This window comes from Hydrogenophaga sp. R2 (assembly GCF_049843595.1).
Taxonomy (GTDB): Bacteria; Pseudomonadota; Gammaproteobacteria; order Burkholderiales; family Burkholderiaceae_C; genus Hydrogenophaga.
Genome location: NZ_JBBHZN010000003.1, coordinates 41,029 through 63,783, shown reverse-complemented (window position 1 = coordinate 63,783; position 22,755 = coordinate 41,029). Strand labels below are relative to the sequence as shown.

General features: G+C 67.4%; 22 protein-coding genes. 9 read left to right on the top strand and 13 right to left on the bottom strand.

Annotated features, from left to right (window positions below; translation table 11 throughout):
• Nucleotides 1–253: 253 nt before the first annotated feature.
• A complete protein-coding gene (locus tag WD026_RS11605) occupies nucleotides 254–1,018 on the top strand; it encodes a sulfite exporter TauE/SafE family protein (protein WP_425723817.1) in 765 nt (254 codons plus the stop codon).
• Between the two features lie 15 nt (nucleotides 1,019–1,033).
• Here the strand turns inward: WD026_RS11605 and mrdA are convergent, their stop codons facing one another.
• From mrdA to WD026_RS11585, 4 genes are read right to left on the bottom strand one after another with little or no spacing between them, the layout of a single operon-like run.
• Nucleotides 1,034–2,977, bottom strand: a complete 1,944-nt coding sequence (gene mrdA / locus WD026_RS11600) for a penicillin-binding protein 2 (RefSeq protein ID WP_425723816.1) — start codon at nucleotides 2,975–2,977, stop codon at nucleotides 1,034–1,036.
• 1 nt (nucleotide 2,978) lies between these two features.
• Complete coding sequence (gene mreD, locus WD026_RS11595) at nucleotides 2,979–3,509, bottom strand: rod shape-determining protein MreD (protein WP_425723815.1); 531 nt, start codon at nucleotides 3,507–3,509, stop codon at nucleotides 2,979–2,981.
• On the bottom strand, nucleotides 3,506–4,417 hold the full coding sequence (gene mreC / locus WD026_RS11590; RefSeq protein WP_425723814.1) for a rod shape-determining protein MreC: 912 nt from the start codon (nucleotides 4,415–4,417) through the stop codon (nucleotides 3,506–3,508). Before mreC ends, mreD begins: the two co-directional genes overlap by 4 nt.
• A 26-nt stretch (nucleotides 4,418–4,443) precedes the next feature.
• Entirely contained in the window at nucleotides 4,444–5,487 is a 1,044-nt protein-coding gene (locus WD026_RS11585; protein WP_302176191.1) for a rod shape-determining protein, read from the bottom strand.
• Between the two features lie 252 nt (nucleotides 5,488–5,739).
• On the opposite strand from WD026_RS11585, the gene gatC reads away from it, so the two are divergent.
• The 3 genes from gatC to gatB are packed head-to-tail and all read left to right on the top strand — an operon-like array spanning nucleotide 5,740 to nucleotide 8,980.
• A complete protein-coding gene (gene gatC, locus WD026_RS11580) occupies nucleotides 5,740–6,039 on the top strand; it encodes an Asp-tRNA(Asn)/Glu-tRNA(Gln) amidotransferase subunit GatC (RefSeq protein ID WP_425723813.1) in 300 nt (99 codons plus the stop codon).
• Nucleotides 6,036–7,526, top strand: a complete 1,491-nt coding sequence (gene gatA, locus WD026_RS11575; RefSeq protein ID WP_425723812.1) for an Asp-tRNA(Asn)/Glu-tRNA(Gln) amidotransferase subunit GatA — start codon at nucleotides 6,036–6,038, stop codon at nucleotides 7,524–7,526. Before gatC ends, gatA begins: the two co-directional genes overlap by 4 nt.
• Before the next feature lie 2 nt (nucleotides 7,527–7,528).
• Nucleotides 7,529–8,980, top strand: a complete 1,452-nt coding sequence (gene gatB / locus WD026_RS11570) for an Asp-tRNA(Asn)/Glu-tRNA(Gln) amidotransferase subunit GatB (protein WP_425723811.1) — start codon at nucleotides 7,529–7,531, stop codon at nucleotides 8,978–8,980.
• On the opposite strand, the gene WD026_RS11565 is transcribed toward gatB, so the two are convergent.
• Entirely contained in the window at nucleotides 8,949–9,629 is a 681-nt protein-coding gene (locus WD026_RS11565; RefSeq protein WP_425723810.1) for a DUF4124 domain-containing protein, read from the bottom strand. The genes gatB and WD026_RS11565 overlap by 32 nt on opposite strands.
• 8 nt (nucleotides 9,630–9,637) lie before the next feature.
• Nucleotides 9,638–10,336 (bottom strand): orotate phosphoribosyltransferase, encoded by a 699-nt coding sequence (pyrE, locus tag WD026_RS11560; RefSeq protein ID WP_425724165.1) that lies wholly within the window; start codon nucleotides 10,334–10,336, stop codon nucleotides 9,638–9,640.
• A gap of 10 nt (nucleotides 10,337–10,346) precedes the next feature.
• Here pyrE and WD026_RS11555 point away from each other — a divergent pair, with 10 nt between their 5' ends.
• Together WD026_RS11555 and WD026_RS11550 are read left to right on the top strand one after the other, a co-directional pair.
• On the top strand, nucleotides 10,347–11,138 hold the full coding sequence (locus WD026_RS11555) for an exodeoxyribonuclease III (RefSeq protein WP_425723809.1): 792 nt from the start codon (nucleotides 10,347–10,349) through the stop codon (nucleotides 11,136–11,138).
• A 16-nt stretch (nucleotides 11,139–11,154) separates the two neighbouring features.
• Nucleotides 11,155–11,802, top strand: coding sequence for an MBL fold metallo-hydrolase (locus WD026_RS11550; RefSeq protein ID WP_425723808.1), 648 nt, complete (start codon nucleotides 11,155–11,157; stop codon nucleotides 11,800–11,802).
• Nucleotides 11,803–11,825: 23 nt separating this feature from the next.
• On the opposite strand, the gene WD026_RS11545 is transcribed toward WD026_RS11550, so the two are convergent.
• The gene (locus tag WD026_RS11545; protein WP_425723807.1) at nucleotides 11,826–12,704 is read right to left on the bottom strand and encodes a M48 family metallopeptidase; all 879 of its coding nucleotides are present in this window, start codon (nucleotides 12,702–12,704) and stop codon (nucleotides 11,826–11,828) included.
• A gap of 57 nt (nucleotides 12,705–12,761) precedes the next feature.
• On the opposite strand from WD026_RS11545, the gene WD026_RS11540 reads away from it, so the two are divergent.
• The 3 genes from WD026_RS11540 to WD026_RS11530 all read left to right on the top strand — a co-directional run bounded on the left by WD026_RS11540 (nucleotide 12,762) and on the right by WD026_RS11530 (nucleotide 16,215).
• A complete protein-coding gene (locus WD026_RS11540) occupies nucleotides 12,762–14,135 on the top strand; it encodes an AmpG family muropeptide MFS transporter (protein WP_425723806.1) in 1,374 nt (457 codons plus the stop codon).
• 109 nt (nucleotides 14,136–14,244) lie between these two features.
• Complete coding sequence (locus tag WD026_RS11535) at nucleotides 14,245–14,961, top strand: response regulator (protein WP_425723805.1); 717 nt, start codon at nucleotides 14,245–14,247, stop codon at nucleotides 14,959–14,961.
• Nucleotides 14,962–14,970: 9 nt separating this feature from the next.
• Nucleotides 14,971–16,215 (top strand): ATP-binding protein, encoded by a 1,245-nt coding sequence (locus tag WD026_RS11530; RefSeq protein WP_425723804.1) that lies wholly within the window; start codon nucleotides 14,971–14,973, stop codon nucleotides 16,213–16,215.
• A gap of 182 nt (nucleotides 16,216–16,397) precedes the next feature.
• Here WD026_RS11530 and WD026_RS11525 read toward each other — a convergent pair whose 3' ends face one another.
• From WD026_RS11525 to WD026_RS11500, 6 genes are read right to left on the bottom strand one after another with little or no spacing between them, the layout of a single operon-like run.
• Nucleotides 16,398–18,365, bottom strand: coding sequence for a polysaccharide biosynthesis protein (locus tag WD026_RS11525; protein ID WP_425723803.1), 1,968 nt, complete (start codon nucleotides 18,363–18,365; stop codon nucleotides 16,398–16,400).
• Between the two features lie 13 nt (nucleotides 18,366–18,378).
• Nucleotides 18,379–18,945, bottom strand: coding sequence for a sugar transferase (locus WD026_RS11520; RefSeq protein WP_425723802.1), 567 nt, complete (start codon nucleotides 18,943–18,945; stop codon nucleotides 18,379–18,381).
• On the bottom strand, nucleotides 18,942–19,886 hold the full coding sequence (locus WD026_RS11515; protein WP_425723801.1) for an NAD-dependent epimerase/dehydratase family protein: 945 nt from the start codon (nucleotides 19,884–19,886) through the stop codon (nucleotides 18,942–18,944). Before WD026_RS11515 ends, WD026_RS11520 begins: the two co-directional genes overlap by 4 nt.
• A 3-nt stretch (nucleotides 19,887–19,889) precedes the next feature.
• The gene (locus WD026_RS11510) at nucleotides 19,890–20,657 is read right to left on the bottom strand and encodes a glycosyltransferase family 2 protein (RefSeq protein WP_425723800.1); all 768 of its coding nucleotides are present in this window, start codon (nucleotides 20,655–20,657) and stop codon (nucleotides 19,890–19,892) included.
• Nucleotides 20,654–21,748, bottom strand: a complete 1,095-nt coding sequence (locus WD026_RS11505; RefSeq protein WP_425723799.1) for a glycosyltransferase family 4 protein — start codon at nucleotides 21,746–21,748, stop codon at nucleotides 20,654–20,656. Before WD026_RS11505 ends, WD026_RS11510 begins: the two co-directional genes overlap by 4 nt.
• Nucleotides 21,749–21,763: 15 nt before the next feature.
• A complete protein-coding gene (locus WD026_RS11500) occupies nucleotides 21,764–22,738 on the bottom strand; it encodes a GDP-mannose 4,6-dehydratase (protein WP_425723798.1) in 975 nt (324 codons plus the stop codon).
• Between the last annotated feature and the right edge of the window lie 17 nt (nucleotides 22,739–22,755).

The following is a 22,755-nucleotide window of genomic DNA, read 5'->3' as shown; positions in this document are numbered from 1 at the left end:
GCTCAGCATTTCCTGTGCCAATGCAGGGAAAGCCCGTATGCACTGTGCTGGTGCCATACCCTACAGTGCATGCACTCGCTGCCGCAGCACCTGCGGCGTACCGCGGGGGACCGAGGAGACAACCCAGTCCAACCAGAACACACCCGGATCAAGGTCCACAGAGACCGCCGGACGCATCCCAGCCGACCCGACCAGGTCGGCTTTTTTTTGGCCGACGCGGGCAGCGACAATCGCCGATTGCCCTGATCGACCCATGGAACTCCTGCTCATCTCCCTGGCCTCGCTGGCCGCCGGCTTCGTCGACTCCATCGTGGGCGGTGGCGGCCTGTTGCTGCTGCCCGCCCTGTTTGCCACCTTTCCGTCAGCCCACCCGGCCACCTTGCTGGGCGTGAACAAGAGCGCGTCGGTGTGGGGCACCATCTCGGCCACGGTGCAGTACGCCCGCCGGGTCGAGATGCCCTGGCATGCCTTGCTGCCGGCCGCCGGCCTGGCCTTTGCCGGCTCCATGCTGGGCGCCTGGGTGGTCACCCAGGTCTCGCCCGATTCGCTGCGGGCACTGCTGCCCCTGGTGCTGCTGGCGGTGCTGATCTACACCCTGGCCCGCAAGGACCTGGGCCGCGACCACGCGCCCCGCTTCAGCGGCCGGCGCGAAACGGCGGCGGCCTGCGTGCTGGGCGTGACCATCGGCTTCTACGACGGCTTCTTCGGCCCGGGCACCGGCAGCTTCCTGGTGTTCCTGTTCGTGCGCTGGCTGGGTTACGACTTCCTGCACGCCAGTGCCAGCGCCAAGCTGCTCAATGTGGCCTCCAACGTGGCGGCGCTGTCGCTGTTTGCCTGGAAGGGCCACATCTGGTGGCACTACGTGGTGGCGCTCGGTCTGGCCAACGTGGTGGGCAGCGTGCTGGGCACGCGCATGGCGCTCAAGCACGGCAGCGGTTTCGTGCGGGAGGCCTTCATCGTGGTGGTGTCGGCCCTGATCCTCAAGACCGGGTGGGACGCCTGGGTGCGCATGCCCTGACGTCCCGCGCCGCGGTCACTGTGGCGCCATCTCGCTGAGCTTGAGCGGCGTGCCCACCGGTGCACCGGCCTGGCCGGCCTGCACGGCGGCAATGTCCTGCGGGTTCGGGTAAAGGCCTGCGATCAGGTAGTCGAACACGCGGCGGGCGATGGGGGCGGCAGCGGCCGCGCCAAAGCCGGCGTTCTCCACCACCACGGCCAGCGCCACCCGGGGGGCCTCCACCGGCGCAAACGCCACGTACAGCGAGTGGTCGCGCTGGTGCTCTTCCAGCTTGCGGGCGTCGTATTTGTCTTTCTGGCCGATGGTCACCGCCTGGGCGGTGCCGGTCTTGCCACCGCTGGTGTACGGCGCACCGGCAAACACCCGGGTGGACGTGCCTTCGGTGGTCACCGCCTGCATGGCGCGCAGCACGGTGGCCACGTGTTCGGGCTTGTAGCCCAGGTTCACCGGCTCGGGCCGGGGAATGGGTGTGCGGTCGCCGGTGATCACGCTCTGCGTGGCCAGCGTGAGGTGCGGCTTGTGCTGCACGCCACCGTTGGCCAGCGTGGCCATGGCATGGGCCAGCTGCAGCATGGTGAAGTTGTTGTAGCCCTGGCCGATGCCCAGCGAGATGGTCTCGCCGGCGTACCAGCGCTGCTGTTCGGGCCGCTTGTAGGTGGCGCGTTTCCAGGCCTGGCTGGGCAGCACGCCGCGCACTTCGCCCTTGAGGTCGATGCCGGTGATCTGGCCGAAGCCCAGCGGCTTCATGAAGTCGTGCATGCGGTCCACGCCCATCTCGTTGGCCAGCGAGTAGTAATACACGTTGCTCGACTTGACGATGCTGCGGTGCATGTCCACCGCGCCCAGCCCGCCATCGCCGTGGCTGCGGAACCGGTGGTTGCCGAACATCCAGAAACCGGGGTCGTTGATGACGGTGCCGGCGCTGCGGGTCCCGGTCTCCAGCGCGGCCAGCGCCATGAAGGGCTTGTAGGTGGAGCCTGGCGGGTAGGTGCCCCGCAGGGCGCGGTTGAGCAGCGGCTTGTCGATCGACTCGTTGAGGCTGCGCCAGTTCTCCACATCGATGCCGTCGACGAACAGGTTGGGGTCGAAGGTGGGCTTGGAGACGAAGGCCAGCACCTCGCCGTTGCGCGGGTCGATGGCCACCAGCGCGCCGCGCCGCTCGCCGAACAGCTCTTCCACCAGTTTCTGCAGCTGCAGGTCGATGGAGAGCACCACCGTGTCGCCCGGCGTGGCGGCCGACGAGGCCAGCGACCGCACGGCGCGCCCGCCGGCCGAGGTTTCCACCCGCTCGAAGCCGGTGGCGCCGTGCAGCGTCTGTTCGTACTGCTGTTCCGCGCCGAGCTTGCCGATGTACTCGGTGCCGCGGTAGTTGGCCTGGTCCTCCTCGGGCCAGTCCGCCATCAGCTCCTTCTCGCGCTGGTTGATGCGTCCGATGTAGCCCACCACGTGGCTGGCCGCCTCGCCATTGGGGTACTGGCGCAGCAGGCGGGCCTTGACCTCGACGCCGGGAAAACGGAAACGCTGCGCGGCAAAGCGCGCCACTTCCTCGTCGGTCAGGCGGGTGCGGATGGGCAGCGAGTCGAAGCTCAGCGATTCCTCGCGCAGCCGCTTGAAGCGGCGCACGTCGCGCGGCTCGATGTGGACGATGCGGGACAGCCCGGCGATGGTGCCGTCCAGATCCTGCACCTTGGAGGGCGTGATCTCCAGCGTGTAGGCCGAGTAGTTGGTGGCCAGCACCCGACCGGATCGGTCGATGATCTGGCCCCGGTTGGGCACCACCGGCAGGATGGCAGTGCGGTTGCTCTCGGCCTGGGCCAGCAGCTCGTCGTGGCGCACCACCTGCAACCAGATCAGCCGGGTCGCGATCAGCCCGAAGGCCACTAGCACCGCCAGGCCGATGACCAGCACCCGGGTCCTGAACAGGGCCAGGTCGGACTCGACGTTGCGCAGCTCGGTCATGTCAGATCGGGCGGTTGTCGTCCGGGTCGGGCGCGCGGCGCTGCGGTGCCAGCAGCAGCACCGTCACCAGCGGCCACAGCAGGGCCTCGATGGCGGGCGAGAGGAAGTTCTCGATGCCGGGGAATGGATCGCCGGCGGCCATGCGCACCAGCCACTGCAGCACATTGGCCGCCACGAACAGCGGCAGCACCTGCAGCGCCTGTTGCGGCACGGCAAACCACAGCAGGCGCCGGTGCATGGCAATCGCGCCGAAGCCCAGCACGGTGTAGGCCAGGGCATGCTGACCCAGCAGCGAGCCCTGGTGCACATCCATGGCCAGGCCGAAGAAGAAGGCCGCGCCCACACCCACGCGCAGGGGCTGATGGACGCTCCAGAACACCAGCACCACGGCCAGCAGGTCGGGCACCCAGGCAGCACGCCCGAACAGCCCCATGTTGAGCACCATGTTGGCCAGCAAGGCCATGACCAGGCTGAGCCAGATGAAGACCGGGTTGGCCGGCAGCAGCAGCTGCTGGCCGGGACGCATGATCATGGCGATGCCCTCCCGGCGGTGGCGGCAGCCTCGTCCGGCATGGCCGGCGGTTCTTCGCCGGTGATGTGGAGCACGATCACGTGCAGCGCGGCCTGCACCCGGGCCACCGGCTCGCAGCGGATGCGCGCGAACGACGAATCGGCCGCACGTTCGATGTCGGTCACCCGGGCCACGGCCAGGCCGGGCGGGTAGATGCCGTCCACGCCGCTGGTGGTGAGCAGGTCGCCCACCGCGATGTCGGCGTTGGCCACGGTGTAGCGCAACTCCATGCCGTCGCCCGAGCGCGAGGGCTGGCCGAAGGCGATGCTGCGCACGCCAGTGCGGGCGTTGAGCACCGGAATGGCCTGGTCGGGGTCGACCAGCAGGCTCACCTCGGACACCAGCGGGTACACCCGGGTGACCTGGCCCAGCACGCCGGATTCGTCGATCACCGGCGCACCGGCCTTCACGCCGTGGGTCTGGCCGCGGTCGATCACCACGCGGCGGGTGTAGGGGTCGGCCGCGTCGTACAGCACCTGGGCGCCGATGCCTTCCACCTGTGCCCGATCCCGCAGGCCCAGCAGTTCGCGCAGACGGCGGTTCTCCAGCGTTAGCTGCTCGACCTGCTGGCTGCGCTCGGACTGGCGCGCCAGGCGCTGCAGCGCCTCGGCCTCCAGCGTGCGGGACCGGTCCAGCGAGGTGAAGTAGCCGCGCACCGCCATGGCGGCCTCGATCGGCTGCATGACCAGCCACTGGCCCGGGTACAGCACGGTGGCCAGCGCGGTGCGCAGGGGTGTGGCCACCTTGAAGCGCAGGTCGGCCACCATCAGGAACAGCGCAATGGCGCTGAACACCACCAGCTTGGACAGGGCCGAGGGGCCCTGCTTGAAGAAGGGGGGTGGGGTTCGGTCCAGGGTGCCCAGTGGCATGGCGGCTCGCCCGGAACGGGTGTGGCTTATTCGCTGGTGAAGATGGTGCCCAGGCGCTCCATGCGCTCCAGGGCCATGCCGCAACCGCGCACCACGCAGGTCAGCGGTTCTTCGGCCACCAGCACCGGCAGGCCGGTCTCTTCGGCCAGCAGGCGGTCCAGGTCGCGCAGCAGCGCGCCGCCGCCGGTGAGCATCATGCCGCGCTCGGCGATGTCGGCGCCGAGTTCGGGCGGGGTGTGCTCCAGCGCCATCTTGACCGCCGAGACGATGTTGTTCAGCGGGTCGGTCAGGGCTTCGAGGATCTCGTTGCTGCTGATGGTGAAGCTGCGCGGCACGCCTTCGGAGAGGTTGCGGCCCTTCACTTCCATCTCGCGGACTTCGGAGCCGGGGAAGGCCGAGCCGATTTCCTTCTTGATGGCCTCGGCGGTGGGCTCGCCGATCAGCATGCCGTAGTTGCGGCGGATGTAGGCAATGATGGCGTCGTCGAAGCGGTCGCCGCCCACACGCACGCTGCCCTTGTAGACCATGCCGCCCAGGCTGATGACGCCCACCTCGGTGGTGCCGCCGCCGATGTCCACCACCATGGAGCCTGACGCGTCGGACACCGGCAGGCCGGCACCGATGGCCGCCGCCATGGGCTCCTCGATCAGGTAGACCTCGGAGGCGCCGGCGCCCAGGGCGGATTCGCGAATGGCACGGCGTTCCACCTGGGTGGAGCCGCAGGGCACGCAGATGATGATGCGCGGGCTCGGCTTGAACATCGAGCGCGGGTGGACCATCTTGATGAACTGCTTGAGCATCTGCTCGGTGACGGTGAAGTCGGCGATCACGCCGTCCTTCATGGGTCGGATGGCCTCGATGTTGCCGGGCACCTTGCCCAGCATGGCCTTGGCCTCGTGGCCCACGGCCTGGATGGTCTTCTTGCCCTGGGGGCCGCCTTCGTGGCGGATCGACACCACCGAGGGTTCGTCCAGCACGATGCCCTTGTTGCGGACGTAGATCAGGGTGTTGGCGGTGCCGAGGTCGATGGCCAGGTCGGTCGAGAACTGCCGACGGAACGCTTCAAACATGGTGAATGGGTCCTGTGGGGCACATCCGTCGGGGAGGGCGGACAGGCCCTGGTTGGGGTCCGGAAAGTGGTCCGGGAAACGGGTCCAAGTGCTTGATTTTTCGGAGAAAACCGCAAGCGCCGGAGACGGGTCCCTAAACCTTGGATAATACCGCAACCCCTGTGCATAACTGCATGCGAACCGGCGGTTTCGACCCGTTTACGCGCGGTTCATGCGCGCCGGTCGCCCCGACCCCACTCCCCCCCACCCGCCATGTCCCTCACCCTGAACGACATCGGACGCATCGCCCAGCTGGCCCGGCTGGAACTCGATGCCCCCCAGCGCGAGCGCCTGCTGGGTCAGCTCAATGGCTTCTTCGACATCGTCGAGCAGATGAAGGCGGTCGACACCACCGGCGTGCAGCCGCTGGCCCATCCCACCGCCGTGATGCAGGACGTGGCCCTGCGCCTGCGCCCCGACGAGGTCACCGAGCCGGACCAGCGCGAGGCCAACCAGGCCAGCGCCCCGGCCGTGGAGCGCGGTCTGTTCCTGGTGCCGAAGGTGATCGAATGAGCGACCTGCACCACCTCGGCGTGGCCGGTCTGGCCGATGCCATGGCCGCCGGCCAGACCTCCAGCGTGGAGGCCACCCGCCACTTCCTCGCCCGCGCCCGCGCCCATGCCGATCTCGGCGCGTTTCTGGCCATCGACGAAGACGCCGCGCTGGCCCAGGCCGCCGCGGCCGATGCCCGCCGCGCTGCCGGCGAGCAGGGCGCGCTGCTGGGCGTGCCGCTGGCCCACAAGGACATCTTCGTCACCCGGGGGCTGCCCACCACCGCCGGCTCGAAGATGCTGGATGGCTACCGCAGCCCGTTCGACGCTACCGTGGTGGCCCGTCTGGCCCAGGCCGGTGCGGTGACGCTGGGCAAGCTCAACTGCGACGAGTTCGCCATGGGCGGCAGCAACGAGAACTCGGCCTTTGGCGTGGCCCGCAACCCCTGGGATCCGACCCGCGTGCCCGGTGGATCGTCCGGTGGCTCTGCGGTGGCCGTGGCGGCCGGTCTGGCCGCCGCAGTGACCGGCACCGACACCGGCGGCTCCATCCGCCAGCCCGCCAGCTTCTGCGGCATCACCGGCATCAAGCCCACCTATGGCCGCTGCTCGCGCTACGGCATGGTGGCCTTTGCCTCCAGCCTGGACCAGGCCGGCCCGATGGCCCGCAGCGCGGCCGACTGCGCGGTGCTGCTCAGCGCCATGGCCGGTCCCGACATCGACCGCGACTCCACCAGCCTGGATCTGCCGGCCGAGGACTACACCCGCCCGCTGGGCCAGCCGCGTGCCGGTGCCACGGCCGCACAGCCGCTCAAGGGCCTGCGCATCGGGCTGCCGAAAGAGTTCTTCGGTGACGGCTGCGCCCCCGACGTGCTGGCCGCCGTGCGCGCCGCACTGGCCGAGTACGAGAAGCTGGGTGCCACGCTGGTGGACGTGTCGCTGCCGCGTACCGAACTGTCCATCCCGGTCTACTACATCATTGCCCCGGCCGAGGCCAGCTCCAACCTCAGCCGCTTCGACGGCGTGAAGTTCGGCCACCGCGCCGCGAAGTACGACGACCTGGTCGACATGTACCAGAAGACCCGCGCGCAAGGCTTCGGCCCCGAGGTGCAGCGCCGCATCATGATCGGCACCTACGTGCTGAGCCATGGCTACTACGACGCCTACTACATCAAGGCGCAGCAGATCCGCCGCCTGATCGCCCAGGACTTCCAGCAGGCCTTCGCCCAGTGCGACGTCATTGCCGGCCCGGTGGCGCCCAGCGTGGCCTGGACCCTCGGCGAGAAGGGCGATGACCCGGTGGCCAACTACCTGGCCGACATCTACACCCTGTCCACCTCGCTGGCCGGCCTGCCCGGCATGAGCGTGCCGGCCGGCTTCGGTGTCGGAGGTCTTCCGGTGGGCCTGCAGCTGGTGGGCAACTACCTGAAAGAGGCCGAGCTGCTGCAGGCGGCCCACGCCTTCCAGCAGGCCACCGACTGGCACACCCGTATCCCCCAAGGCTTCTGATCATGAGCAGCAGTTCTTCACCCCTGGTGCAGGGTTACGAGGTCGTCATCGGCTTCGAGACGCACGCCCAGCTCTCCACCCGCAGCAAGATCTTCAGCCGCGCGGCCACCGCCTTCGGTGCCGAGCCCAATACCCAGGCCTGCGCGGTCGATCTGGCCCTGCCGGGCACGCTGCCGGTGATGAACCGGGCTGCGGTGGAGCGGGCCATCCGCTTCGGCCTGGCCGTGGGTTCGCACATTGCCGAGAGCAGCGTGTTCGCCCGCAAGAACTACTTCTATCCCGACCTGCCCAAGGGCTACCAGATCAGCCAGTTCGAGATCCCGGTGGTGCAGGGTGGCGAGGTCAGCTTTTTCCTGGGCGACGAGAAGAAGACGGTGCGCCTGGTGCGCGCCCACCTGGAAGAAGACGCCGGCAAGAGCCTGCACGAGGACTTCGTGGGCCAGAGCGGCATCGACCTCAACCGCGCCGGCACGCCCCTGCTGGAGATCGTGACCGAGCCCGACATCCGCTCCAGTGCCGAGGCCGTGGCCTATGCGCGCGAGCTGCACAAGATCGTGACTTGGATCGGCATCTGCGACGGCAACATGCAGGAAGGCTCGTTCCGCTGCGACGCCAACGTCTCGGTGCGCAAGCCGGGTCAGCCGCTGGGCACCCGCCGCGAGATCAAGAACCTCAACAGTTTCAAGTTCATGCAGCAGGCCATCGACTACGAGGTCCGCTGGCAGATCGAGCAGATCGAGGACGGCCATGCCATCCAGCAGGCCACCGTGCTGTTCGACCCGGACACCGGCGAGACCCGCGCCATGCGCACCAAGGAAGACGCAGCCGATTACCGCTACTTCCCCGACCCCGACTTGCCGCCGCTGGTGATCGCCCGCAGCTGGGTGGATGAGGTCAAGGCCTCCATGCCCGAGCTGCCGCGTGCCATGGCCGAGCGCTTCGTGCAGCAGTACGGTCTGCCCGAGTACGACGCCACCACGCTCACCCAGAGCCCGGCCATGTCCGCCTACTTCGAGGCGGCGGCTCAGGCCAGTGGCCAGGCCAAGATGGCCAGCAACTGGATCATGGGCGAGGTCTCACGCCGCCTCAATGCCGAGGAGCGCGACATCGCCGATGTGCCGGTGGATGCCGCTGCCCTGGCCGCGCTGCTGGGCCGCATTGCCGACGGCACCATCTCCAACAACGCCGCCAAGCAGGTGATGGATGCGCTCTGGAAGGGCGAGGGCACGGTGGACGCCATCATCGAGGCCAGGGGCCTCAAGCAGGTGAACGACACCGGCGCCCTGGAAGCCATCATCGACGAGGTGATGGCGGCCAACGCCGAGATGGTGGCGCAGTTCCGCGCCGGCAAGGAGAAGGCCTTCAATGCCCTGGTGGGTCAGGCCATGAAGGCCAGCAAGGGCAAGGCCAACCCGCAGCAGGTCAACGACCTGCTGCGCCGGAAGCTGGGCTGACCGCACCCGCCGCGCTGGGGCCCCAGAGCTGGCGCAGCCGTGCCAGCTCTTCGTCGAAGCGGGCGTTGATGCGCTGCTTCTCGCGCAGCTGGGTGTCCAGAAAACGCTTCTGCACCTCGAACTGCGCGGCGTTGTCGTCCTGCTTGCGCTTGAGCCAGGCCGGGGCCTTGCTCGGGTCGGCCTGGTAGAACTCCAGTTCGGTCTCGATCTCCTTGCGCTGCGCCTTGAGGTTGTCCTCGCGGCGCTGCACCGCAGCGATCACGTCGTCGATCTGGCTCAGCACCTCGGCCCGCTCGCGGTCGTGCGCGGCCTGGTTGGGGTAGCGCAGCAGCAGGGCGCGTTCGCGCCGGCGCTCCTCGGCGATGCGGGCCTTCTCCTCTTCCTCGGCGCGCTGCCGCGCTTCGATGGCGGCCCGCTCCTCGCGGGTGTAGCTGGGGGGCAGCACCTTGCGCACGGTACCGGTGGCGCCGCGCACTTCCTGCTCGCGGTCGATGCAGGCGGCAATCGGCCGGTCGGAGGTGTGGCGCTTGCCGGTGCGGTCGACGCAGGTGAAGATTTCGCCGGTGTTCTGGGCAGACGCCGGGCCTGTCGACCCGATCAAGGCAACCAGGGAAAGGACAGCGGCGATCGGGTGGCGGGCAGACATCATGGGTGGGTTCAGGTCACACCGTAGCGTTGGCGGTAGGCCAGCACGCGGTCGCGGTGCTCGGCCGATGCAGAGGAAGGTTGTACATCCAGATACTGCAGCAGATCGCTCAGGGTGGCAATGGCGCACACGTGCAGGCCGAGCTGGCGTTGCACATATTGAACGGCGCTGTGGTCCACATCCCGCACCTGGCCGTCCGGGCCGACCTCGGTGGCCTTTTCCTGCCGGTCCAGGGCAATGGCCACCGCGTGCGGGATGGCGCCGGCGGCGCGGATGATGGCGATGGATTCGCGGGCGGCGGTGCCGGCCGACATCACGTCGTCCACGATCAGCACCCGGCCCTTGAGCGGCGCGCCCACCAGGGTGCCGCCTTCACCGTGGTCCTTGGCTTCCTTGCGGTTGTAGGCAAACGGCACGTTGCGGCCCAGCCGCGCGAGCTCGATGGACACCGCCGCGCCCAGCGGGATGCCCTTGTAGGCCGGGCCGAAGATCATGTCGAACTCGATGCCGCTGGCCACCAGGGCCTTGGCGTAATATCCGGCGAGGCGGCCGAGCTTGGCGCCGTCGTCGAACAGGCCCGCGTTGAAGAAGTAGGGACTCAGGCGCCCCGCCTTGGTCTTGAACTCGCCGAACTTCAGCGCCCCGGCCTCCACACAGAACTGCACGAATTCCTGAGCCAGTGCCGGGCTGCTGCCCGCCTTCTCCACCATGGGTGATCCCTTGTTCAAACTGACCAGCCTCAACCTCAACGGCATCCGTTCGGCCTCGACCAAGGGGCTGGAATCCTGGCTGGCGACGCACCGGCCGGATTGTATTTGCGTGCAGGAGGTCAAGGCCCAGGCGCCGGACGTGGCCGGCCGCTTCGAGACCCTGGCGGGGCTGCAGGGACACTTCCACTTTGCCGAGAAGAAGGGCTACTCGGGCACCGGCGTCTACACCCGGCAGGCCCCCAGCGAGGTCATCACCGGCTTCGGCAACCCGGAGTTCGATGCCGAGGGCCGCTACACCGAGCTGCGCTTCGACACGCCCCGGCGGCGCTTCTCCATCATCAGCGCCTACTTCCCCAGCGGGTCGTCCGGCCCGGAGCGCCAGGAAGCCAAGTTCCGCTTTCTGGACGCCTTCTTTCCGCACCTCATGGCCCTGAAGGCGCAGCGCGAATTCATCCTGTGCGGCGACATCAACATCGCCCACCAGGAGAAGGACCTGAAGAACTGGCGCAGCAACCAGAAGAACAGCGGCTTCCTGCCCGAGGAGCGCGCCTGGATGACCCGCCTGCTGACCGAGGGCGGGCTGGTCGACGTGTACCGCCAGCTGCAGCCCGACACCACCGACACCTGCTACACGTGGTGGAGCAACCGCGGCCAGGCCTATGCCAACAACGTGGGCTGGCGCCTGGACTACCACCTGGCCACGCCCGCCGTGGCCGCCACCGCCCGCACCGAGGCCATCTACAAGGGCGAGAAGTTCTCCGACCACGCGCCGATCACGATCGAGTACGAACTGCCGCGCTGAAGCGGCCTGGCCCGCCATGCTTCGCTACCAAACCCTGCCTGTCACCGCCTTCGCCCAGAACTGTTCCATCGTGTGGTGCGACCAGACCAATGAGGCCGCCGTCATCGACCCCGGTGGGGAGATCGAACGGCTTCTCGCCACCGTGGCCGAGCTGGGGCTGCAACTCCAGGCCATCTGGTTGACTCATGCCCACATCGACCACGCCGGCGCCGTGGGCGAACTGGCCGAGCGCCTGCAGCTGCCCATCGTGGGCCCGCATCCGGGCGACCAGTTCTGGATCGACGCCCTGCCGCAGCAGAGCGCCATGTTCGGCTTTCCGCCGGCGCGGCACTTTGCCCCCACCCGCTGGCTGCAGGACGGAGACATGGTGCAGATCGGTCAGTCCACCCTGGCGGTGCGGCACTGCCCGGGCCACACGCCGGGCCATGTGGTGTTCCATTCGGCCGAGGCGCAGCGGGTGTTCGTGGGCGACGTGCTGTTCGCCGGCAGCATCGGCCGCACCGACTTTCCGCAGGGCAACCATGCGCAGCTGCTGGCCAGCATCCGCGACAGGCTCTGGCCCATGGGGGACGACACCGTGTTCATTCCCGGGCATGGGCCGGAAGGCACGCTGGGGGAGGAGCGGCGGTTCAATCCGTATGTGGGGGAACGGTCCGGCGCCTGATCACGGGCCGAGCCACCTCGGGATCAGCCCTTGCGGGCCTGCTCGTACAGCCCCTGCACCTTGGGCACGTTGGCTTCCAGTTCCTTGATGCGGTTGGGTCCGCTGGGGTGGGTGGACAGGAAGTCCAGGCCGCCGGCGCCGTTGGCGGCGGTCATCTTCTGCCACAGGCTCACGCTGGCCTGCGGCTGGTAGGCCGAGCGGGCGGCCAGTTCCAGGCCCACCAGATCGGCTTCGGATTCGTCGTCGCGGCTGAACTTCAGGCTCAGCAGCTGGGTGCCCAGGTTGGCGGCCACATCGCCCAGCTGGCCCAGGCCCAGCAGCTGCGCCGCGATCGACAGGCCGATGCCGGTGGCATTGCTCTTGGCCACCCGCTCCCGGGCGTGTTCGCGCAGCGCATGGGCCATCTCGTGGCCCATGATCATGGCGGCCTCGTCGTCGGTGAGCTTGAGCTTCTCCAGGATGCCGGTGTAGAAGGCGATCTTGCCGCCGGGCATGCAGAAGGCGTTGATCTGCTCGCTGCGGATCAGGTTGACCTCCCACTTCCAGCGATTGGCGCGGTCGTTCCACTGTGGCGAATGGGGGATGAGACGCCGCGCGATGTTGCGCAGCCTCACCACCTGCGGGTCGGTGCCCGCCACCAGCACGCCCTTGCTGCTGGCCTCGGCCATCATCTGGCCATACTGCTTCTGGGCCGCACCCTCCAGCTCATCGGCCGGCACCAGGGTACGCAAGGCGGAAGACCGGCCCACGTCCACCTGAGCAGCCGCCGGCAGGGCCGCTGCCGCCGCACCGGCCGAGGCCGCCAGCAGGAAGCCCCGCCGCGACGACCACCGATGGGATGCCGGTTGATCGGGCGCCGGTTCGGCGGCGCGCGGGGCTTTGAGGTTGCAGAAGATGCACATGGGCAAAATGATAGACAAAGCCGGCGGTTCCGGCTTGCCCTTTCTGCCCGGCCCGCCATGTCCGCACCCGAAGCGATCACGACCCACCCCCCCGCTCCCGACGCACGCCCCACCTGGGGCGAGACCCTGCGCGTCTACCTGGAGCCCGCCAGCCTGCGCATGTTCGCGCTGGGCTTTTCTGCTGGCCTGCCGCTGCTGCTGGTGCTGGGCACGCTCAGCTTCCGGCTGCGCGAGGCCGGGCTGGACCGCACCACCATCGGCTACCTGAGTTGGGTGGGCCTGGCCTACGGCTTCAAGTGGTGCTGGGCGCCGCTGGTGGACCGCCTGCCCATCCCGGGTCTGACCCGGCTTTTGGGCCGGCGGCGCAGCTGGTTGCTGCTCTCGCAGCTGTGCATCGTGGCGGCGCTGTGCGGCATGGCGCTGGCCGATCCGCGCAGCCAGCTCGACGTGGTGGTGTGGTGCGCCTTGGCCGTGGCCTTTGCGTCGGCCACGCAGGACATTGCGCTGGACGCCTTCCGCATCGAATCGGCCGATGCCCGCCGCCAGGGCGCGCTGGCCGCCACTTACCAGACCGGTTACCGCCTGGCCATGATCTGGGCCGGTGCCGGTGTGTTGTGGCTGGCCGCGCGGGCCGAGGTGGCGCCGGCCGTGGCCGCCGCCGGCGCAGCCCCGGGCTCGCTCTACCAGCAGGTGGCCTGGACCACGGCCTACCTGGTCATGGCGGCGAGCATGGTGGTGGGCGTGGTCACGGTGCTGTTCTCGCGCGAGCCGGCCCGGGTGGAGCTGCCGCCCGCCCGCAACCTGGCCGAGTGGCTGCGGGGTGCCCTGGTTGAACCCTTTGCCGACTTCCTGCGCCGCTACCGCGGTCATGCGCTGCTGATCCTGCTGCTCATCGGCACCTACCGCATCAGCGATGTGGTGATGGGCATCATGGCCAACCCGTTCTATGTGGACATGGGCTACACCAAGGACGAGGTGGCCGCCGTGACCAAGGTGTACGGCGTCATCATGACCCTGGTGGGGGCCTTCATCGGCGGCGCGTTGTCGCTGCGCCTGGGGGTGATGCGGGTGCTCATGCTGGGCGCCATCCTGTCGGCCGCGAGCAACCTGCTGTTTGCCTGGCTGGCCGGGCACGGGCACGACGTGACCGCGCTGGTGATGGTGATCTCGGCCGACAACCTGAGCGCCGGAGTGGCCTCGGCCGCCTTCATTGCCTACCTCTCCAGCCTGACCAACGTGAGCTATTCGGCCACGCAGTACGCGCTGTTCAGTTCCATGATGCTGCTGGCGCCGAAGTGGCTGGCGGGCTACTCGGGCGCCTTCGTCGATGCCTTCGACTACCCGACCTTCTTCATGTCGACCGCTGCCCTTGGCCTGCCGGTGCTGGTGATCATTGCACTGGCCTCGCGCTGGACCACTCCGCCCCGTTGAAGGTGACCGTGCACCGCCGGTTTACAAATCTTCACGCCGGGCGCAGCGCAGCTTCATCCGCAGCCGCGAGCATCCGGACTTCGTCATTCCTCTTGCACCCACGACCCGCATGACCTCCCGCCTGCTGATGATCGAAGACGACCGCCGCCTCGCCCAGATGGTGGCCGAGTACCTGGGCCAGTCCGGTTTCGAGGTGGCGCACGCGCCCGATGGCGAGGCAGGGCTGGAACAGCTGCGCCTGATCCAGCCCGAGATGGTGATCCTGGATCTGATGATGCCGGGCATCGACGGTCTGGAGGTCTGCCGCCGCATCCGCGCCCTGCCCGACGAGCTGGCCCGCACACCGGTGCTCATGCTCACCGCCAAGGGCGACCCCATGGACCGCATCATCGGCCTGGAGATCGGGGCCGACGACTACTTGCCCAAACCTTTCGAACCCCGCGAACTGCTGGCCCGTGTGCGCGCCGTGCTGCGCCGCCGGGGCGAGCCGGGGGCCGGCGCTGCCAGCCGCATCACGCCCATCATGCGTTTCGGTTCTCTGGAGATCGACCGCGACGCCCGCAGCGTGACCGTGGCCGAACAGCCCTGCGAACTCACCTCCTACCAGTTCGACCTGCTGGTGGCCATGGCCGAGCGGGCCGGCCGCGTGCTCACCCGCGATCAGATCATGGAAGCCGTGCGCGGCCGCGAGCTGGAAGCCTTCGACCGCTCCATCGATGTGCACATCGGCCGCATCCGCAGCGCCATCGAGGACGACAGCAAGGACCCCAAACGCATCCTCACCGTGCGCGGCGTGGGCTATGTGTTTGCCAAGCAGCAGGACTGAGGCCGGCGCATGAGCTTTGCCGTCTTCGGTCAGCGCCTGTACCTGCGCATCTGGCTGGCCGTGGTGGCCGCCGTCACGGTGCTCACGCTGGTGGTGGGATGGCTGTGGCAGCAGGCACTGGAGCGCGACCGGGCCGAGCGCGAAGCTCGCGTCACCCGCACGGTGATCGTGCGCGACGGCAACGGCGAGGTGCTGGGCGACGCCCCCACCCAGGCCGTGCGCATCCCCGGAGAGGGTTGGCAGTTCGAGGTGCGCATGAACGACGGGCAGACACTCTATGTGCTGCTGCCCCGGCCCAACCGCACCGGCGCACCGCCGCCCGCCCGGGCGCCCGACTGGCTGCTCACCCCGGCCGGCTTTGCCTGGCTGCTGGGCCTGGTGGCCTTTGCGGTGGCGCTGGGCGCCTACCCCATCGTGCGGCGCCTGACCAAGCGTCTGGAGACGCTGCAGAAAGGCGTGGAGCGCTGGGGTTCGGGCGACCTGTCCACGCGCCTGCCCGAGACCGGGCAGGACGAGGTGGCGTATCTCGCCGGGCGCTTCAATGCGGCGGCCGAGCGGGTGCAGACCCTGCTGCAGTCCCACAAGACGCTGCTGGCCAATGCCTCGCACGAGCTGCGCTCGCCCCTGGCGCGCATCCGCATGGGCCTGGCGCTGCTGGGTCAGGATGCCGGCTCGGCCCTGCAGCGCGCCGAGATGGCCCGCAGCATCGACGAGCTGGACCAGCTCATCGACGAGATCCTGCTGGCCAGCCGGCTCGACCTGCGTGATGGCGCCGACCCCGCCGCCCTAGGCCCGAAGGAAGAGGTGGACCTGGTCGGCCTGGCCGCTGAAGAGTGTGCCCGCACCGGCGCCCTGCTGCAGATGGACGAGGGCAGCGGCGAACTGGTGGTGCCGGGGCACGCCCGCTTGCTGCGCCGCCTGCTGCGCAATCTGCTGGAGAACGCCCGGCGCTATGGCCGCGCAGCAGGAGCGACCGATGCCGAAGTGCAGGTGAGCGTCCGCCCGGTCACCGAGCAGGGCCGCACCCTGGCGCTCATCAGCGTGGACGATCACGGCCCCGGCGTGCCCGCCGACCAGCGCACGCGCATCTTCGAGCCGTTCTACCGCCTGCCGGGCGCCAGCGAACGCGAAGGCGGTGTGGGTCTGGGCCTGTCGCTGGTGCGCACCATCACCGAACGCCACGCCGGCACGGTGGGGGTGACCGACCGGCCCGGCGGTGGTGCCCGCTTCGAGGTGCGGCTGCCGGTCGCTTGAGACACCCCGGGAAACCCCGCCCCCGCAGAACGCTGCCGTTCCCCTGTTCTGGGGATATCCAGAATCCCGCCGCCCCCCCAGAATCGCGCCCGTGCTGTCACACAACCTGACAAGTTGGCCTAGACCGACCGCCCTGGTTGCCAGGGCTCAACGATTTCCAACGACGTCCTTCAGGGGACTTGCTACAAGCCACCGCGAGGTGGCTTTTTTTTGCCTTCTGCTTCACGCAGGTGCAGCCAGTCCACGATGTCGGCCTCTGGCTGGTAGCCCTGCACCAGGCGCTGCAGCAGGGCACGCACCGTGGCCAGGTCGCCCGCCTGCATGGCGCCATCCAGCGCGGCCAGTTCGGTGACCAGTGCGTCGGCGGGCAGCTGGTCTTCGTGCGCTTTCATGATGCGCGGGTGGGTGGTGGGCTGCGGGTCGTCGCCGATCAGCAGTTCCTCGTACAGCTTTTCTCCGGGGCGAAGCCCGGTGATCTCGATGGCAATGTCGCCATCCGGCCGCTCGGGCGTCTTCACCGTGCGGCCCGAGAGTTCGACCATGCGGTGGGCCAGGTAGATGATGCGCACCGGCTCGCCCATGTCGAGCACGAAGACCTCGCCCCCCGTGGCCATGGCGCCGGCCTGCATCACCAGCTGGGCCGCTTCGGGAATGGTCATGAAGTAGCGGGTGATGTCGGGGTGGGTCAGGGTGATGGGGCCGCCGGCGGCGATCTGTTGTCGGAACAAGGGCACCACCGACCCACTGGAGCCCAGCACATTGCCGAAACGCACCATGCAGAAGCGGGTGCGGTCATCTCCGCGGTCGCTGTCCATGGCCTGCAGCACCATCTCGGCCAGGCGCTTGCTGGCGCCCATGATGTTGGTGGGCCGTACCGCCTTGTCGGTGCTGATCAGGACAAAGTGGCTCACCCCTGCGTCGCGCGCGGCCTGGGCGCAACACCAGGTGCCCCACACGTTGTTGCGGATGCCTTGCACCGGGTTGTGCTCCACCAGCGGTACATGCTTGTAGGCGGCTGCGTGGTAGAGCGTGTGCGGCTGCCACGACTGCAGGATGGCGTCCATGCGTGGGCGGTCGGTCACCGAAGCCAGCAGCGGCACCAGCGCCACGCCGGAGTCGGAGCGCTGCACCAGCGCCTGCAGTTCGTGGTGGATGGCGTACAGCGCAAACTCGCTCTGCTCGATCAGCAGCAGGGTGGCGGGCCGCTGCTGCACGATCTGGCGACACAGCTCGCTGCCGATGCTGCCGCCAGCGCCGGTGACGGCCACCACATGATCGGTGACCAGCTGGCCCATGAGGGCCGGGTCCGGACTCACGGGTGCGCGGCCCAGCAGGTCCTCGATGTCGAGTTCGCGCAGATCGCTCAGGCTCACACGGCCCGAGGCCAGGTCGGACACACCGGGCAGGGTGCGCACATGCACCGGGTGCGCGCGCAGCCGGTCCACGATCTGTCGGCGTTGCACCGGGTAGATGGAGGGCAGGGCCAGCAGCACATCGTTCACACCGTCGCGCGCGATCACCCGGTCCAGATCGTGCGGACCATGCACGTCGCGCCCGTCCAGGCTGCGGCCCTGGAGGCGTGGATCGTCGTCCACGAAGCCCACCAGCCGGTACTCGGTGCTGCGGGCCAGCGCGGCGGCCAGCTGCCGACCGGCTTCGCCAGCACCATAAATCAGCACGCCCGGCCGCGCCTTCTCGGCCAGCAGGTGCCGGTACAGGCCGCCGAGCCACAGGCGGATAACCAGCCGGCTCAGACCCACGAACACCAGCAGCAGCAGCGGCTGGATCAGCCCCACCGAGCGCGGCACGCTCTGAACGCCCACCAGCGTGAAGACCGTGGCGAAGAATAGTCCGTACAGGGCCATGGCCTGGGCCAGGGCCACGGTGGCATTCCAGCCCGCATAACGGAAGATGGCCCGGTACAGGCCGAAGCGCACGAACAAGGGAATGGCCAGGGCGATCGACACCGCCACCGGCCACAGGTAGGCGCCCTCCAGCCGCAGCCAGACCTCCAGCCGCATGTACAGCGCCACCCACACCGCCAGGGTGCACAGCGAGGCATCCACCAGCAGGGCCAGCAGTCGCTTGACCGGGCGCGGCAGCTCCAGCAATTTGGACGCGGTGACCGAGGTATCGGGATGGGGCGTCATGGTGATGGCAGGGTCAGTGGCTCACGCCGTCGCTGCGCAGCACCTTCACGGCGGTGAGCCACAGGATGCGCAGGTCGAACGCCAGGCTCTGGCGGCGCAGGTATTCGGCGTCCAGCGCCACCTTCTGGGGAATGGGTATTTCGTCACGCCCGTTCACTTGCGCCCAGCCGGTGAGGCCCGGCACCAGCTCGTGCACGCCGGCCTCGGTGCGCAGGGCGATCAGGTCGTCCTGGTTGAACAGGGCCGGGCGCGGCCCGACAAAGCTCATGTCGCCGCGCAGGATGCTCCAGAGCTGGGGCAGTTCGTCCAGACTGCTCTTGCGCAGGAAGGGTCCGATGGGCGTGAGCCATTGCGCCGGGTTCTCCAGCAGGTGGGTGGCCACCGCCGGCGTGTCGATGCGCATGCTGCGGAACTTGGGCATGCGAAAGATGCGGTTGTGGCGACCCACACGGTCGCTCCAGTACAGCGCCGGACCGGGGGAGGTGACGCGGACGGCCAGGGCGACCAGGGCGATGGGCAGCGCCAGTAGCAGGGCTGCAGGTACGGCGAGGGCGAGGTCAAACAGGCGTTTGAGGGTCATGGCCGAAAACCCTTTGCAGCGCGGCGCAGACCTTCGTCTACCGAAATGGGCGGTTCCCAGCCCAATGTCTGGCGCGTGTGATCGATGTTGACCTGGAGATTTCCCAGCAATCGTTGCGCCAAGTCACCTCTACCCATCCACCGCGCACCTGCCCACAGGACGCTGGTGGGAACCCTGAACATCAGCGGTGACCGACCCATCGCGTTTCCTAGCCGCTGCAGCAAGTCAGCCGTAGACAAGTCTTCTCCGTCACTGACCAGGAATGTCTGATTTGCAGCACGGGGATGATCGATACAGCGGATCAAGAGATCCACCAAGTTGTCGACCGCTACCAAGCTACGCCGGTTGTGGATCACGCCAGCCAACGGCAGAGGCACGCGTTTGTGAAGTACCCGCATCAAGATATGCATGTTGCCGGGTGCATTCGGGCCGTGCACCAAAGGAGGCCGGACGATGGTCCACTCCATGGACTCGGCCTCTGCCAGCTGGCGCAGTGCCAGCTCGGCCTCCGCCTTTGATTGGGCGTAGGGCGAGTGCGGAGCGAGCGGGTCTTGGGCTTCGATGGGGCGTACAGTAGTGGCGTTGCCCTGAACGCCGATGGAGCTAACGAATACAAATCGGCGCACACCCTCTGCGGCGGCGGCTGCAGCACAGGCCTTGGTCATCTCGGTGTTCACCAGACGAAACGCCGCCAGGGGGTCGGACGCCTCATCTTGCATGACATGGGCGCGTGCCAGCAGGTGAATCACGGTATCGCAGCCCTTGATCAGCGGTCTCCAGTCGTCGATGGTGGTGCCGGGCGAGGGCAGCACGACCTGTGGCACCTGCAGAGAGGCGTCTGGCGCACGCACAGCGGCGCGAACCGGCCGGCCCTGCGAGTGCAGCGTGTTGACCAGGCGCCGCCCGACGAAACCGGTGGACCCAGTGATCAGGGTGGTCATGATTCAGGCGGGATGAAGCAGCCCGGCCAGGCGTTGCCAGAGACGGCTGGCCAGTTTGTGTGCCCAGAAAGACACTGTGAGATGGGGCACGCCGTTCTTCTGCAGTGCGTGGAAGATCTCTTGATTTTGCCGAACGATGTTGCGCCAGCTCTGGTTGGTGGCGCCCCCCACACGCATCCTCACTTGCACGCGCGGGATGTAGGCGCACCGCACACCACCACGCTCAAGGTACCGCATCATGAACTCGGTGTCGGCTGCCAGGCGATAGGTCAGGTCAAACTGGCCCAGGCGCTCCAGGGCTGAGCGCCGAATGTAGAACGTGGGATGTGCCGGACACCAGCCACGGGCAAAGCTCCCCTTCTCAAACGGCCGCGATTTCCAATAGCGCACTACTTTGCGGTTGTCTTCCGACACGTACAGGAGATCGCCGAAGCAGGCCTCGACGCTAGGGTCATCCTCAAACGCCTTGGCCACGCGCGCCAGCACATCGGCGTCGGCAAAAAAGTCGTCGGCGTTCAGGAAGCCGATGACCTCGCCTGTGGCGCGGCTCAGGCCCTTGTTCATGGCGTCGTAAATGCCCTTGTCCGGTTCTGAGCTCAGCACAAGATTCGGGTGCCGATGGGCCTCCACCACCTGTACCGTGCCATCGGTGGACTGACCATCGATCACCAAGTGTTCTACATCAGGATGGCTCTGGCTGGCGACGGAGCGTACGGTGTCCGCGATGGTGGCGGCGCTGTTGTAAGAGACGGTGATGACGGTGATTTTCACGGGGACGACCATTGCCCCAAGACGCGGGCATAAAAAGAAAGGGTATCCCGATAGCAGCTCTCCCAGGAGAACCGCTGGGCATTATGTAAGCCACGCGACTGGACGCCAGCGCAAAACCCGGCGTCCTCCAGGCGACGCAGCTGTTCGGCCACGCCCTCCGCGTCGGGCCGATCCAGCAAGAGACCGGCGTCGCCGGCAGCCTCGGGAATGGACGAGACATTCACCGCTATGACGGGACAGCCAGCGGCCATGGCTTCAATCACCGGGATGCCAAAGCCCTCGTAGCTCGACGGGTAGATCAGCGCGTGCGCCCGGTTGTAAAGCGCATTGAGAAGGGCACTGGGCGCGCGGTCGATGTGCGTCCACCGGCCAAGCAGCCGATGCTCAAGGCGCCTATGGTCTCTTTCCTTCAGTGGTCCACCACCGACCACCACCAGTCGATGGCCAGGGCACAGAGCCACGGCGTCCACCGCTACAGGGAAATTCTTGTAAGCGCTGCGGTCACCGACAAACACTGAGTAGGGCCCATCGGGTGCCGAGTGCGGCGCTACCAAGGCCTGGGCTTCTTGTTCAGGCACGCGCCTAAACGAGTCGGAAAAACCCAGGTGAATGACGCACGTGTTTTCTTCTCGCACGCTCGGGCAGTAGTAAAGAAGATCTCTGCGAGTGCTTTCCGAGATGCAGATTACCCCGTTGGCCGACTCGACAGCCTGCCGCTTTTGCCACGAATGCGCCCAGCGCGCAGGCCCTCGCCAGAAGCGCTCATAGGTGAAGTCATAACAACTCTGCACATGCGGCACACGCCCTGACGAAGGTCTACGGTAGTAGCTGGAATGCACCAGCTCATCCCGCCCGGCCAGTGCCGGCGCTCGGAGATAGCGAGCCATGCGAACGGGCCGCGTATCTAAACGAGTCTGGTGCGATGGAATGTCCAAGTTCGCCCGAAAGATATTCTGCTTGGCGCCCTGCGCTTCGATGGCGACAGCCGATAGCCCATCACGAAGCAAGCGAGACCACAGCTCGCTCCAGTAGACGGAGATGCCTCCCGCACGCTGCAAGGAAAAAATGATGTTGTCCAGACAGGGGTTCATGCGTACCAAGGGCACTCAGGCATCCAGCAAAGAGAGCTGGCCACGCTCGACGGCCACCATGCGCCTGACGAGCTCTTCAAAGGACACCTCGGCGCGCCAGTTCAATTCATGTGAGGCCTTGGACGGGTCTGCATGGCCCTCTTTCAGGTCGGTTGGTCTGAAAAGGGAGCTATCAACGTCAACCCAATTCCGCCAGTCGATACCGCAGGCTTCGAAGACCAGTTCTATGAAATACCTAAGGCTGTGCGTCTTGCCAGTTGCTATCACGAAGTCAGTCGGGTTGGGCTGTTGAAGCATGCGCCACATGGCGTCTACATACTCGGGCGCCCAACCCCAGTCACGGGCGATGTCGATGTTGCCCAGCCTCAGGCGCTCGCCAGATCCCGCCGCGATGCGGCAGGCTGCCTGCACGATCTTGCGTGTCACGAAGCGGGCACCCCGCAAGGGTGACTCGTGGTTGAACAAGATACCCGTGCAGGCAAACAGAGAGTAGGCCTCGCGGTAGTTGGCCACTTCCCAGAAGGCAGCGGCCTTGGCAACCGCGTAAGGGCTGCGGGGCCGGAAGGGTGTCTCTTCGCTGGCTGCCAAGGTACCCGTATCACCAAAACATTCGCTCGAGCCTGCACTGTATAGACGGATAGGCTTGCCAATAAACCGTATCGCTTCCAGCAAGTTCAATGTCCCAGTGGCGATGCTCTCCAGGGTTTCTACAGGCTGCTCAAAGGAGAGACCCACAGAGCTTTGTCCAGCGAGGTTGTAGACCTCATCGGGAGCGGCCTGAGTCAATCCCTGAAGCACGCTGCGAAAGTCGTTCAGGTTGATGGACAGTCGCTGAATGCGGGAATCGACTCCTAACCGGGCCAAGTTGACGGACATCGAGGCATGAACATCACGAGACGCCCCGTACACCCGATAGCCCTTTGACAGCAGAAGCTTGGCGAGATAGGCGCCATCTTGTCCGCTGACACCGGTGATAAGTGCAGTTCTCATTAATGATTGATTGAATG

Coding starts and splice junctions, on each gene's coding strand:
- mrdA (WP_425723816.1), bottom strand. CDS start 2,977: ATGACCGAGCTGCGCAACGTCGAGTCCGACCTGGCCCTGTTCAGGACC.
- gatB (WP_425723811.1), top strand. CDS start 7,529: ATGAGCAGCAGTTCTTCACCCCTGGTGCAGGGTTACGAGGTCGTCATC.
- mreC (WP_425723814.1), bottom strand. CDS start 4,417: ATGCCACTGGGCACCCTGGACCGAACCCCACCCCCCTTCTTCAAGCAG.
- WD026_RS11525 (WP_425723803.1), bottom strand. CDS start 18,365: ATGACGCCCCATCCCGATACCTCGGTCACCGCGTCCAAATTGCTGGAG.
- WD026_RS11535 (WP_425723805.1), top strand. CDS start 14,245: ATGACCTCCCGCCTGCTGATGATCGAAGACGACCGCCGCCTCGCCCAG.
- WD026_RS11520 (WP_425723802.1), bottom strand. CDS start 18,945: ATGACCCTCAAACGCCTGTTTGACCTCGCCCTCGCCGTACCTGCAGCC.
- pyrE (WP_425724165.1), bottom strand. CDS start 10,336: ATGGTGGAGAAGGCGGGCAGCAGCCCGGCACTGGCTCAGGAATTCGTG.
- WD026_RS11515 (WP_425723801.1), bottom strand. CDS start 19,886: ATGACCACCCTGATCACTGGGTCCACCGGTTTCGTCGGGCGGCGCCTG.
- gatA (WP_425723812.1), top strand. CDS start 6,036: ATGAGCGACCTGCACCACCTCGGCGTGGCCGGTCTGGCCGATGCCATG.
- WD026_RS11545 (WP_425723807.1), bottom strand. CDS start 12,704: ATGTGCATCTTCTGCAACCTCAAAGCCCCGCGCGCCGCCGAACCGGCG.
- mreD (WP_425723815.1), bottom strand. CDS start 3,509: ATGATCATGCGTCCCGGCCAGCAGCTGCTGCTGCCGGCCAACCCGGTC.
- gatC (WP_425723813.1), top strand. CDS start 5,740: ATGTCCCTCACCCTGAACGACATCGGACGCATCGCCCAGCTGGCCCGG.
- WD026_RS11530 (WP_425723804.1), top strand. CDS start 14,971: ATGAGCTTTGCCGTCTTCGGTCAGCGCCTGTACCTGCGCATCTGGCTG.
- WD026_RS11550 (WP_425723808.1), top strand. CDS start 11,155: ATGCTTCGCTACCAAACCCTGCCTGTCACCGCCTTCGCCCAGAACTGT.
- WD026_RS11500 (WP_425723798.1), bottom strand. CDS start 22,738: ATGAGAACTGCACTTATCACCGGTGTCAGCGGACAAGATGGCGCCTAT.
- WD026_RS11540 (WP_425723806.1), top strand. CDS start 12,762: ATGTCCGCACCCGAAGCGATCACGACCCACCCCCCCGCTCCCGACGCA.
- WD026_RS11565 (WP_425723810.1), bottom strand. CDS start 9,629: ATGATGTCTGCCCGCCACCCGATCGCCGCTGTCCTTTCCCTGGTTGCC.
- WD026_RS11605 (WP_425723817.1), top strand. CDS start 254: ATGGAACTCCTGCTCATCTCCCTGGCCTCGCTGGCCGCCGGCTTCGTC.
- WD026_RS11585 (WP_302176191.1), bottom strand. CDS start 5,487: ATGTTTGAAGCGTTCCGTCGGCAGTTCTCGACCGACCTGGCCATCGAC.
- WD026_RS11505 (WP_425723799.1), bottom strand. CDS start 21,748: ATGAACCCCTGTCTGGACAACATCATTTTTTCCTTGCAGCGTGCGGGA.